Source organism: Marinospirillum sp., assembly GCF_035271045.1.
GTDB lineage: Bacteria > Pseudomonadota > Gammaproteobacteria > Pseudomonadales > Halomonadaceae > Marinospirillum.
Map to the genome: position 1 here is coordinate 19,151 of NZ_DATESC010000023.1, position 12,590 is coordinate 31,740.

A 12,590-nucleotide genomic window follows, 5' to 3' on the forward strand; every position below is an offset into this window, starting at 1 on the left:
TAGATGGTGGTGATGAATGTCAATCAGCAAGACGTTAGGTCCCCAAGAGTTTGAAGCGTTCCGCAACTTTTTACAAGATGCTTGCGGTATTCTGTTAGGTGACAACAAGCAATACTTAGTCACTAGCCGTTTGGGAAAAATAATAGCGCAACAAAAAATGGAAAGTCTTACCGACTTAATGCGAGAGATGCAGCGGAACCCTCGCTCAGGCCTAAAAGAAGCTGTTGTTGATGCAATGACAACCAACGAAACGTTATGGTTTCGTGATGTACACCCATTTAACATTCTAGAAAATAAAGTGTTGCCAGAAATAGCGCCTAAATTAGGTGCACAGCAATTAAAAATTTGGTCATCTGCCAGTTCTACAGGGCAAGAAGCTTACTCAATTTCTATGGTAATTGAAGAATTTCGTAGAAAGAATCCCTCGCTGTTGCGTGGTGGCGAAAAAATTATTGGCACCGACATTTCTGCTTCCGCTTTAGCAACAGCAAAGTCAGGTACTTACGAAATGCTGGCAATTGGGCGTGGCTTATCAAAAGACCGTCTAACCAAACACTTTACCCAAACAGGTGAGGGTCGCTGGAAGGTGAACCCTAACATTCAACGCCGTGCTGAGTTCAGAATGATTAACCTACTGCATAGCTACACCATGCTAGGTAAGTTTGATATTGTCTTTTGCCGTAACGTACTGATTTACTTCTCGGCTGACTTAAAAAAAGACATTCTAAGACGCATTCATGCCACCCTTAAACCAGGCGGTTACTTGTTCTTAGGCGCGTCTGAAGCCTTGTCTAATATGCCCGAATTATATGAAATGGTGCAGTGTAGACCCGGTATAATTTACCGAGCCAAGTAGTTGTTAAGTCAACATCATTAAACAACTTTACGAGGCGCTCTTAATAGAGCGCCTTTTCTATTTTTGATTGAACAGAAACTCAATACTATGCCCAATACCATACCTAGCACCTCTGCACTTTCAGCAACATCGCCTTTGAATCAATTTGTATTCCGCCAGCTTAATAACTGGCTAGACCAACCATTAAACTTAATTGCTGCACCCGCCGACCTTAATTGGCAAGAACTTGCCATTACTTTTGCCAATGCCAAGCAACCTTTACAAGTTTGGACGAATGATTGGCGTAGTTTTAATGCCGCCCAAACTGCTGGTATCAGCAGCTTTTTTACTGCCGGCCAAGCACCGACTAACCTAGCTGGCCGTAGCTTAATGTTTTGGCCCAAAGCCAAAGAAGAGGGCTATTGGTGGTTGCAACAGTTGGCTACTTTGCCGCATCAAGACGTATTATTAGCAGGCGAAAGTAACGGGGGCATTAATGCCCTAGCTAAACAGCTAAAAAATACAGGCGTTGCTGTCGGCAAGCTAGACACAGCAAGACGCTGCGCCTTGTATGCGTTAGATTCATTAGCACCCGCCAGCCAATTAATTACTGACAATGCGCCTCAGCAAACACAAGTACCTCAGCAAACACAAACAGGTCAGGGCGTACAAACCCAGTGGAGCGGCCCAGAAGACTTAACTTTAATTAGCCAGCCTGGGGTGTTTAGTCATGGTCGGGTTGATGAAGGATCAGCATTTTTTATTAAAACCTTAACGCAACAACCGCACATTAAAACGGGGCAGCTATTAGACATTGGGTGTGGTTGTGGTTTATTAGGTGCTTGGCTGATTAAAAAATACCCCAGTTTACAATTAACCGCAGCAGATGTTAGCGGTTTTGCACTGAATGCCACCCGTGCCACCCTAGGCATTAACCAGCTAAACGGTAAAGCCGTTGCAGCCGATATTTTTACAGGGCTAGCAGAACACGCCCCAGCGCAAGGTTTTGATTTAATTATCAGTAATCCACCTTTTCATACCGGCAAAGCCACTGACTACGAACTTGCTAGCCGCTTAATTAGCCAAGCACCTCAGTTTTTACGTAAAGGTGGCGAAATTTGGATTGTTGCTAATCGCTTTTTACCTTATGCAGACTTCCTACAACAGGCATTTCACAACGTTACATTAGTAGCAGAAACCGGAAAATTCCGTGTTTACAAGGCGATTAGAGGTTAACCATGAGCCAGCATAATGCGTCTAACCAGAGCGCAATTTCCCGTGATGCGATTTTTGCAACGCCTTTAGATAAACTGGCAAGTTTTTCGTTTGACGAACAGGTTGCCAGTGTTTTCCCCGATATGATTAAACGCTCGATTCCAGGTTATTCACACATTCTTGGCATGACTGGCGTTATGGCAAAACGTTATGTGCCTGAAGGTGGGCGCATTTATGATTTGGGTGCTTCGTTAGGAGCAACCACACTCAGTGTAGCGCAGCAGCTAAAGCACTTAAATGATGTAGCGTTTATTACCGTTGATACTTCAGCAGCAATGACGGAACGCTGTGCCGCTATTTTGGCAGAGAACTTACCGCAGCGGTCGATTACTAACTTGTGCGGTGATATTCGTAGCCTTGAATATCAGCCGTGTGATTTGATTTTACTAAACTTTACTTTACAATTTTTACCGCCCCAAGACCGCCAGCCCTTGCTAGATAAACTCTTTCAAGCTTTGCGAGCCGGTGGTGCTTTAGTGATGAGTGAAAAAGTTCACTTTCAAGATCCACGCCAAGCCCAGCTACTGTATGAACTGCACCACGACTTTAAACGCGCCAATGGTTATTCCGATATAGAAATTAGTCAAAAGCGCACCGCTTTAGAAGACGTGATGCTGACCGATACACCTGAAACACATCAACAGCGGCTATTAGATACAGGCTTTAGCTTCACTAGCCAATGGTTTCAGTACCTTAACTTTGCCTCTTTTCTAGCCATTAAAGGTGATTCTTAATGCGTGAACCTGATTTTTCTGATGTTTTTCAACAACTAGCACTGCATGGTCGTGAACGCGCTGGCTTACACACTTGGCTGGCAAAATTACCCGAACAACTGGCTGAAGGGTTAGATGCGAAACGCTTTCCCGAATTTGTAGGCTGGTGGAAGCGCATTGAAAAGCTACCAGAAGTGGTCAGCGCAGACCTTGATATTAATGCCTCAGCAGTGACTGCTGAAAATGCATACTTGGCAGATAATCAACCTTTAAGCGACAGCCAAAAACGGATGATTGCTGGTCTGCTGCAAGACTTAAAACCTTGGCGTAAAGGGCCATATCAGTTACAAGGTACTTACATAGATACCGAATGGCGTTCCGACTTTAAATGGGACAGGTTAGCGCCACATTTAAGTAATTTACGCGGGCGCAAAGTGCTAGATGTCGGCGGCGGTTCAGGTTATCACGCTTGGCGCATTGCTGGTGCAGGCGCAGAATTCACACTCTGTATCGACCCTTCGCCACGTTATTTTGCCCAGTTTGAAGCGGTGCGTAAACTAATGGGGCCTAAAAACCGGGCAACAGTGTATCACCTACCGCTAGGTATTGAAGCTGTACCTGTAGGCATAGAAGCGTTTGATACAGTGCTGTCGATGGGAGTTTTGTACCATCGCCGTTCACCGATTGACCATTTATACGAATTAAAAGATTGCCTGCGTTCAGGCGGTGAACTGGTATTAGAAACGCTGGTCATAGAAGGCGATGCAACAGCCTGCTTAATACCTGAAGACCGCTATGCCGCCATGAGTAACGTATGGTTTTTGCCCTCGGTAACACAGCTAGAGCTATGGTTAAAGCGTTGTGGCTTTACTAATATTCGCTGCGTAGACTTAAACCAAACCAGCGTAAAAGAACAACGGGCAACCAACTGGATGACCTTTATGTCGTTAAGTGACTTTTTAGACCCCAATGACAGCAACCTAACCCGCGAAGGCTATCCTGCACCGCTGCGAGCTATTTTAATAGCTGAGAAAGTTTAAGTTTAAAAAACTACTTAGAACTAAAAGAAATAACCTAACGACCTAAAATAGCTCTAAGGTTATAGATATAAACTATTTATCAGTAGATACTTTTTATCGTTAAAATAACTGATAATTTTACTGGGTAATAAACGGGTATTAAGGACATTATAATGAGCAAATTCTACCTTGAAGATGTAACTACGGTTCACCACTGGACAGATCATTTATTCAGTTTTACAACGACTAGAAACGATGGTTTGCGCTTTAAAAATGGGCAATTTGTGATGATTGGTTTAGAAGTGGATGGTCGCCCATTAATGCGTGCCTACAGCATTGCTAGCCCTAATCACGATGAAGAGTTAGGGTTTTTTAGCATTAAAGTACAAGATGGCCCATTAACTTCACGCCTCCAGCATTTAAAAGTAGGCGATAAACTAATGATTAGTAAAAAGCCAACAGGTACGCTGGTGTTAGATGATTTATTGCCGGGTAAAAACTTATACTTATTCAGCACTGGCACAGGTTTAGCACCTTTTATTAGTGTTATTCAAGATCCAGAAACTTATGAGCGTTTTGAAAAGGTGATTCTGCTGCACGGTGTGCGCTGGGAAAAAGACTTAGCTTATCGTGAGTTTATTACTCAGGATTTATTAACACATGAATACCTTGGTGAGCAGATTAAGCAGCAATTAATTTACTACCCTGCGGTTTCTCGTGATGATTTTATCAATAAAGGGCGTATCACTGACTTAGCTGTTAATGGCGAAATGTCTAAAACTATTGGCTTGCCACCACTTAACCCAGCCACTGACCGCGCTATGATTTGTGGCAGCCAAGAAATGCTAAAAGATGTTAGCAAAATGCTGGATGAGCTAGGTTTTAATGTGTCTCCAAAAGTAGGCGAACCCGCAGATTATGTGATTGAGCGGGCTTTTGTGAGCTGATTAGAAATAAAAAAAACTATCCTTGAAGTTTCTGTGCTGCTGCTCTAGCTTGACGTGCAGCAGCTTCAATGTAGTTTACAAGACTTTTGCGGGCTTGCTCATTCATTGGCTGAAACCTAGCCGCTAAACGCACTATATCAGTTCTTGATGGGTGCAAAGGGTCAGCTTCTAAACGAATAATTTGGCAAGGCAGTACAAAGGACTCATTACTACTTGGTAAGTCAATTTTTGCTTGGAAAGCATCAAAAACTGTCGTAGTTCTAATCAACTCATGCTGCACTAGCATAAGTAACCCCGATAAAGAAATATCAACTAAATCAGCTTCAACTTCCTGTAAAGAACCAATAGTAAGCCAAGTTTTTTGTTCTGTCGCGGCCCGAGTACGTTCGGCATTACGGCGCTCCATACGACCTTGTGCTAGAAAAACTTTCTCGACCAACTTTTTAGCCGTAAAAGGTTTAACAATAAAGGAAGTAACCCCCAGCTGCACCGCCGTTACCAAAGAATCACGATCGCCTTTGGAGGTAATCATAATAAAAGGTAAATGCGCTGTATCAGGATTATTTCTTATTTCTACAAGCAGCTCATCACCAGCCATATTGGGCATTTCCCAATCACAGAAAATCCAATCAACATCAGGACGCTGCCTTAATTTACGTAAAGCATCCTGCCCATCAGATGCCTCAACAATGTCTTTACAATAAAGGTGGTCGCGCAGTACATTAATGATTGCCGACCGAGCCGTTGATGAATCGTCAACCACTAGAACTACATCTTTTTCTAGCATTTCCTTTTTCCAAGTTGAAGAGCACAATATCAGATTGACTATTAAATAGAGTTAAGGCGTATGATAACATCAAATTACGCTAAAAAGAGCCTGTACTTAACCCAATTTAAAGCCGCTTACCAAGGCTTCTAGGTGGTTTGCTAGTTTAACTAAATCAACACTGACTTCTGAAGATCTAACTGCGTTGGAAGACGTTTGCTGCGCAATGTTACCAACGTGAGTCACCTGTGCATTAACTCTGGCAGCAACCACTTGCTGCTCTTCTGAAGCATTAGCCATTTCATAGTTTAATTGATTGATATGCGTTATTGAATCGGCAATATGGCTTAACGATTCACCCACCAACTCAACATCGGCAACGCTTTTTTGCGAACCTAATCTAGCGGTCTCCATCATGGTAACAGCGCCTTTGGCTTCTTCTTGCAAACGATCAATGGTACGGCGCACTTCTTGAGTCGCATCATGGGTACGATTAGCTAAAGAGCGCACTTCATCGGCGACAACAGCAAAACCTCGACCACGTTCACCTGCTCTAGCCGCTTCAATGGCTGCATTCAATGCTAGCAAGTTGGTTTGTTCAGCGATGGCAGTAATAATTTCTAATACCTGCTCCACATCATCACTGTATTCATCTAAAGCTTGAATGACTTTGGATGCTTCTTTTAAATGCTGAGTTAATTGATGAATACTGCGGATGCTTTCGGAGGTTAACTCATGGCTAGAAACGGCTTCACGATCCGCATTCATTGAAGCCTGTGCGGTACGCTGGGCGTGTTCACGAGAAACATGGGCACTGGCTTGCATTTGTTCCATAGAACTGGCCATTTGCTCGACTTCTGCGTGCTGTAAATTAACCGCGTGTACCGTTTCATCAGCCACTGTAGCTATGGTGTGTGCTGACAATTTCAAAGTACGTGTGGTGCTAGCCACTTGACCAAGACTGTCAGCAAAGCGTGCCAACATTTTATTAAATGCTTTAGATAATTCACCAATTTCATCAGAGGAACGCACGGTGTGTACACGAATGGTTAAGTCAGATTCATTTTCGGCTTTTTGTATTGCACTACGCAAGTAGCGTAATGGACGCAGAATAATACGATACAACACAAAAGAAATTAACAATAAACCACCCACAAATAGCAGCGCTTGCACACCACCCAGCTTTAGCAAATTCATATTGATTTGCTGATCTAATTCATCCAATGAATAACTAAGGCGAATTGCCCCCAGTTGCTGACCTTCTGAACCAACATGGCAGCTAGTACAGTCAGTACCACGATAGTTGGTTTCACTCATAACAGGACGTAAAACAGTTAACACACGTCCATTAGCTGTATTACGAATAATATTAATCGCTTCGCCCTGCAAAGCACGCTGATCGAGCGCATCAGTGGGTTGGTCTACATCAGCACCAGGACCAAATAAATCTAATACTGGCTGAGCACGCAACACCTTGGCTTCGGTAATACCACGCTGACTTAATACCTTTTCACGATGAACTTCACGAAACTGCGCTAAAGTACCCGTTAGCATCATAATGTTTAAAGTATCTAGGTAACTATCCGTTGCATCTTTAATATTTTGCAGCATGGCTTCCTCCACCATGGCGCGTTCGCTGCGAATAGTGAACAACATAGAAGCCACCATAATCACCAATAATACCGCCAACAATACGGTATTGACCTTGGTTTGAATGGATGTATTAGCAAACCATTTATTCATTTGGTTCTCCAGCAATCTTGGCTTACACCAGACGCAACATAAAGGCTGCATAATCCCTTATGGCAAATTGAGAATCCTTGTATAAAACTAAGGTTAGCTATTTAAATACCCAAATTTTAAACAGCTAACCTTGGCTTAGTATAATGCTTTAAAAATTGACTTAATTATAAATTTAATTGATTCGCTACAAAATCAGCGTCTTTATCGCCACGCCCAGAAAGATTAATGAGTACGTTAGTGCCGGTGCCTAAGTTTTTAGCTTCACGCATCACCCAAGCAATGGCGTGTGCAGACTCTAACGCAGGAATAATGCCTTCTAAACGTGATAGCTGCATAAAAGCATCTAAGCAAGCCGTATCATCAATCGCATAATACTCCGCACGACCTAAGTCTTTTAAATAGCTATGGTGTGGACCAACCGCTGGATAATCTAAACCAGAAGCAATTGAGTAAACCGGATCAGGCTGCCCCTCAGCATCTTGTAGCATATATGAATGAAAGCCATGCATCGTACCCGGTGTGCCATAAGTTAAGGTTGCAGCGTGTTCACCTTTACCCAAACCCCGACCACAAGGCTCAATGCCAACTAACTTAACGGTCGTGTCATCCATAAACCCAGAAAAAATTCCCATCGCATTAGAACCACCCCCGACACAAGCCACTACGTAATCGGGTAGTTTGCCGGTCATTGCTGGGAACTGCTCCCGTGCTTCTTTTCCGACAATGGATTGAAAATCACGCACCATCATAGGAAAAGGATGTGGGCCAACGACTGAACCTATGGCATAAAAGAAATTATCAGGGTCTTTAAGGTATTCGTCAAAAGCACTGTCTACAGCATCTTTTAACGTTTTAGTGCCAGACTGAACCGCAACCAGTTTAGCACCTAAAATTTTCATTTTGGTGACATTAGGGTGCTCTTTAACAATATCAACAGCACCCATATGAATCTCACAAGGCAAACCGATTAGAGCACAAGCAGTCGCCATAGCAACACCATGCTGACCAGCACCCGTTTCAGCAATAATTTTAGTTTTACCCATGTGTTTAGCCAATAAAGCTTCACCCAACGCATGGTTAATTTTATGAGCACCAGTATGATTAAGGTCTTCACGTTTAAAATAAATATTGGCACCACCGCAAGCAGCGGTTAAGCGCTTAGCGAAATAAATGGGGCTTGGGCGACCCACATAATGCTGATAAAGGTCTTTTAATTCATTTTGATAATCAACTGTTTCACGAATTTGTAAGTAAGCAGCGGCTATTTCATCCATAACTACTTTAAGGTGAGGTGGCACTAATTGACCGCCATAAGGGCCAAAATAACCTTCAGCATTGGGAAGCATATGAGCACTGGGGAGTTTTTTTGAGTTTTCATTGGTTGGTGTCATCTTTGCTAACGCCTTGATCTTGATTAAAATTAAAGAAAATAACACTACTACTCTAACTCATAGATGTCACGCCGCAAAACACCATTAGCAGCAGCTTTCTTATCAATGGGCTGGATAGCAGAAAAAAAGTATCTAATGTACAATATAAGCATAAACTTATATTGCTAACAGCCTAGAAAAGAATAAAAAGAGGTACTCAATGACTGACTTACAACAAACCACAACTAACTTACCTGAATTACTTGCCAGTAAAGTCGAAACACTTTGGGCTTTTTGGAAAGTAGCCACAGCAGATGGTTGGTATTTATACGCAGAACAAGGTGATGAAGTGCTTCATCTAGGCGCGTTTAATAACCTTGGTCATTTAGCAGTGCAACAGGTGCGCTTTTTAGAAGACAGAAAAATTACTGTGATGATGCCACTTAGCACAGCAGTTTTTCATGCTTGGCTAGCAGCACCCACCCAACACCCAGCGCCACGTTTTATTGGTCAGCTAGGCAGTCATTGGAGTGGTTATGGTGTAAAACCTTTAGAAGAAAACAACAACCAAGTTGAGGTCATTTATGCTGCTGATTTACGCCACGAATGGATGGGGGTATTCAGTGAACATGAGGCATTTGCTATTATCGAGCAGCATTACGACCGTCGCCGTAACCGCTGCTTAATTTGCTAAACAACATTAGCTTTTAGTGCTAAGCACTATTCTTCATAAATAAGTCCAGCACTTCGGTACTGCGCCAAGCTTTCTGGGGCAAGGTCATCAAAGCGCGTATAACGACCAGTAAACAAGAGGTGAATACTACCAATTGGGCCATTACGTTGCTTACCGATAATAATTTCTGCTAACCCTTTATTGCCTTCTTTATCGGGGTTATATACTTCATCACGGTAAACAAAAGCGATTAAGTCAGCATCCTGCTCAATCGCGCCCGATTCACGTAAATCTGACATGATCGGGCGTTTATTAGTACGTTGCTCCAAACCACGGTTAAGCTGAGAAAGCGCAACAACTGGGCAATTAAATTCTTTTGCCAACGCTTTTAACGAACGCGAAATTTCAGAAATTTCAGCCGTACGGTTTTCACTGTTACCTGCTACACGCATTAGCTGTAAATAGTCGACCATAATCACTGAAATCCCACCTTCATCACGTGCAATACGGCGCGTTCGAGTACGTAAATCATTGGGTGAAAGACCTGGTGTATCATCAATGTACAGTTTTTTTTCTTTTAGAATAGCCAACGTTGAACTGATTCTGTCCCAATCTTGATCGAGTAATTGCCCTGTACGCACTTTGGTTTGATCAATACGACCCAACGAAGAAAATACTCGCATTAATAACTGCTCAGCAGGCATTTCCATTGAAAAAACGACGGCTGCTTTATCGGAATGCAAAATGGCATTTTCAACCAAATTCATCGCAAAAGTCGTTTTACCCATCGAAGGACGGCCCGCAATAATTACCAAGTCAGAAGGTTGTAAACCTTGAGTCATTTTATCAAGGTCTTTAAAGCCTGTCGTTAAACCAGTAATTCCATTTTGACTTAAATCCAAGGATTCCAGTTTTTCTAACAGCGCACCAGCCACGTCAGTAATCAACCTTGGACCACCAAATTTAGGGCGCTCTTCAGCAATGGTAAACACTTCCCGTTCGGCCTCGTTCAGCAGCTCGTCAGAAGTACGTCCTTCAGGGTTATAAGCCGAATCTGCAATGCGTCTAGCTGCTTGAATTAATTTACGGCGCACCGAGCGTTCACGCACAATTTGGGCATAGGCTAAAATATTGCTGGTTGATGGCGTATTACGTGCTAACTCAATTAAATAAGTATCGCCCCCGGCGGCTTCAAGCTGGTTACGCGTTTTTAATTCAGCCGACAAAATAAGCGGGTCAAAAGGTGAGTTACGCCGCGTTAAATCTTGCATCACAATAAAAATATGCCGATGCTCACCACGATAAAAATCAATATCCGCCAACTGCTCTGTCACAGCATCCATCGCAGCATTATCAATCATTAAACCACCTAGCACTGATTGCTCAGCTTCTATCGAATAAGGTGGCAGCTTGATCTCTGCGGCTTCTTTATCATCGTTATAACGTGCATTGTCCATTGTTCAACTCACCTTAAATAAAAAAAGCCTTAAATGAGAAAGTTCTAAATAAAAAAAGGCACAGGGTTTATGGCCCAATGCCTTTTTCTTAAACCCGAATCAGCCAATTAACTGGATCGGTTAGTGTACTCAGAATCTTTTATTCTGCAATCACGGCTTATTCAGCAACGATAGTCACACGTAACAAGCTTTCAACTTCAGCGTGCAGGTGAACAACAATGTCAAATTCGCCCACGTTGCGTAGTGGACCTTCGGGTAAACGCACTTGGCTCTTGCTTAACTCAACACCAGCAGCCGTTGCTGCTTCAGCAAGATCACGACCACCGATAGAACCAAATAACTTACCTTCATCGCCCGCTTTAGAAGCGATAACTACACGCTCTAAACCTTCAAGCTTAGCAGCAACAGCTTGTGCAGTAGCTAGACGCTCGGCAGCAGCAGCTTCTAATTCAGCTAGGCGCTCTTGAAAAACTTCACGGTTAGCAACCGTTGCAGGAACTGCTTTGCCTTGTGGAATTAAAAAGTTACGACCATAACCACTTTTAACCGTTACTTCTTCGCCTAGTGCACCTAGTTTGTTAATTTTTTCTAATAAAATAACTTGCATTTCAATATCCTCAAGACGTTAGGCCTCGCCATCATCATCGTCCTTTTTTAACGAAGGAGGAGTCGATGGTGGAGGAGCCAGTCGATGACGAATGTCTATCAAACTGTCCGCCAGGGCAATAAGAACGAGCAATAAGCTCATGTATGGCTGAGCAAGAAACAACAACACATACAACAGGCCCAACCAAAAGCTGTTGTACTTTTTAATCGCAAACACGCCATGCACTAAAGCAATACCAGCAATTAAATGCGGCACCAATAGCACAGGTACTGCCGATAAAAGCCATGTTTGACCGCTAGCAACCAGTATTAATACTAAGGGCAAACAAACAGATGACCAAAGAGGCAGGCGTATGGCATGGAATTCAAACTGAAAACCACCAGGATTATACAGCACTGACTGCCACCAACGCGCTAACAACAAACTGGCAATCAGCATAAGCAACTGCACAGCAGTAATAACACCGTTGAATAGCCAACCTAAAGTAATCGCTAATTGCTGCTGATCGAAAGTATTTAAATCATAACGTTCAACTAAGTCGACTTGATCCAACAGCACGCCAATAATTTGTGTTTGCAAATCATCGTCAAGCCATTTAACCGTAATAGCCACTAATGCAGCAGCTAAAGTACCCACCAGTAATGCACGACCCCAACCTTGATTATTACGCAAAATTTCAGCAAGTACTGCTGCGCCAATAACAGCCAAAAGCACATCAGGACTAGAAGCAGATAACCAGTAATAAACACCGGGTATTGCTGCGGCCAATAAAACTTTTGCACCTTGAGCAGGCCCCATCCGCAACCAAACTAGCGCAACGATAGCACTGCTAAATAAAGAAAGAACGGGGATCAAGGCAGTTACCGCAGCCGCGCCAATGGCACGACTGGGATTTTTCATAACAAACTCAGCTAAAAAACGCATAAATTTTAGGCCACAGTTCAGCCCAAATTATTATTCGTGGCTGTCAGAGTAAGGTAGCAAAGCGAGAAAACGTGCACGCTTGATTGCTGAAGAAAGCTGACGCTGATACTTAGCTTTAGTACCTGTAATACGGCTAGGTACAATTTTACCAGTTTCAGTGACATAACCTTTTAGAAGGTCAATATCTTTGTAGTCGATTTGCTTAATGCCTTCAGCAGTGAAACGGCAAAACTTACGGCGACGGAAAAAACGAGCCATGGT

At 43.0% G+C, this 12,590-nt stretch carries 13 protein-coding genes; 6 read left to right on the plus strand and 7 right to left on the minus strand.

What is annotated here, in order from left to right:
• Nucleotides 1-16 precede the first annotated feature (16 nt).
• The 5 genes from VJY63_RS09110 to VJY63_RS09130 all read left to right on the plus strand — a co-directional run bounded on the left by VJY63_RS09110 (nt 17) and on the right by VJY63_RS09130 (nt 4,789).
• Complete coding sequence (locus VJY63_RS09110; protein ID WP_324050140.1) at nt 17-856, plus strand: protein-glutamate O-methyltransferase CheR; 840 nt, start codon at nt 17-19, stop codon at nt 854-856.
• Between the two features lie 87 nt (nt 857-943).
• Nucleotides 944-2,071, plus strand: a complete 1,128-nt coding sequence (locus VJY63_RS09115) for a class I SAM-dependent methyltransferase (RefSeq protein WP_324050142.1) — start codon at nt 944-946, stop codon at nt 2,069-2,071.
• 2 nt (nt 2,072-2,073) lie between these two features.
• Complete coding sequence (cmoA, locus tag VJY63_RS09120) at nt 2,074-2,844, plus strand: carboxy-S-adenosyl-L-methionine synthase CmoA (protein ID WP_324050143.1); 771 nt, start codon at nt 2,074-2,076, stop codon at nt 2,842-2,844.
• Nucleotides 2,844-3,863 (plus strand): tRNA 5-methoxyuridine(34)/uridine 5-oxyacetic acid(34) synthase CmoB, encoded by a 1,020-nt coding sequence (gene cmoB, locus VJY63_RS09125; protein ID WP_324050145.1) that lies wholly within the window; start codon nt 2,844-2,846, stop codon nt 3,861-3,863. Before cmoA ends, cmoB begins: the two co-directional genes overlap by 1 nt.
• 152 nt (nt 3,864-4,015) lie before the next feature.
• Nucleotides 4,016-4,789 (plus strand): ferredoxin--NADP reductase, encoded by a 774-nt coding sequence (locus tag VJY63_RS09130; protein ID WP_324050147.1) that lies wholly within the window; start codon nt 4,016-4,018, stop codon nt 4,787-4,789.
• Nucleotides 4,790-4,805: 16 nt separating this feature from the next.
• Here the strand turns inward: VJY63_RS09130 and VJY63_RS09135 are convergent, their stop codons facing one another.
• The 3 genes from VJY63_RS09135 to trpB form a co-directional block, all read right to left on the minus strand.
• Nucleotides 4,806-5,576, minus strand: a complete 771-nt coding sequence (locus VJY63_RS09135; RefSeq protein WP_324050149.1) for a response regulator — start codon at nt 5,574-5,576, stop codon at nt 4,806-4,808.
• Between the two features lie 96 nt (nt 5,577-5,672).
• Nucleotides 5,673-7,298, minus strand: a complete 1,626-nt coding sequence (locus VJY63_RS09140; protein WP_324050151.1) for a methyl-accepting chemotaxis protein — start codon at nt 7,296-7,298, stop codon at nt 5,673-5,675.
• Nucleotides 7,299-7,462: 164 nt separating this feature from the next.
• A complete protein-coding gene (gene trpB, locus VJY63_RS09145) occupies nt 7,463-8,689 on the minus strand; it encodes a tryptophan synthase subunit beta (protein ID WP_324050153.1) in 1,227 nt (408 codons plus the stop codon).
• Between the two features lie 199 nt (nt 8,690-8,888).
• Between trpB and VJY63_RS09150 the strand changes: the two genes are divergently transcribed.
• A complete protein-coding gene (locus tag VJY63_RS09150) occupies nt 8,889-9,362 on the plus strand; it encodes a hypothetical protein (RefSeq protein ID WP_324050155.1) in 474 nt (157 codons plus the stop codon).
• 26 nt (nt 9,363-9,388) lie between these two features.
• On the opposite strand, the gene dnaB is transcribed toward VJY63_RS09150, so the two are convergent.
• From dnaB to rpsR, 4 genes are all read right to left on the minus strand, one after another.
• Nucleotides 9,389-10,798: a replicative DNA helicase gene (gene dnaB / locus VJY63_RS09155; protein WP_324050157.1), complete on the minus strand. Its 1,410-nt coding sequence runs from the start codon at nt 10,796-10,798 to the stop codon at nt 9,389-9,391.
• A gap of 157 nt (nt 10,799-10,955) precedes the next feature.
• Nucleotides 10,956-11,405 carry a 50S ribosomal protein L9 gene (gene rplI / locus VJY63_RS09160; protein WP_324050158.1) on the minus strand — a complete coding sequence of 150 codons (450 nt, stop codon included), beginning with the start codon at nt 11,403-11,405 and terminating at the stop codon, nt 10,956-10,958.
• A gap of 18 nt (nt 11,406-11,423) precedes the next feature.
• Complete coding sequence (locus VJY63_RS09165) at nt 11,424-12,305, minus strand: hypothetical protein (protein ID WP_324050160.1); 882 nt, start codon at nt 12,303-12,305, stop codon at nt 11,424-11,426.
• Between the two features lie 54 nt (nt 12,306-12,359).
• Nucleotides 12,360-12,587: a 30S ribosomal protein S18 gene (gene rpsR, locus VJY63_RS09170; protein ID WP_324050162.1), complete on the minus strand. Its 228-nt coding sequence runs from the start codon at nt 12,585-12,587 to the stop codon at nt 12,360-12,362.
• Nucleotides 12,588-12,590 lie beyond the last annotated feature (3 nt).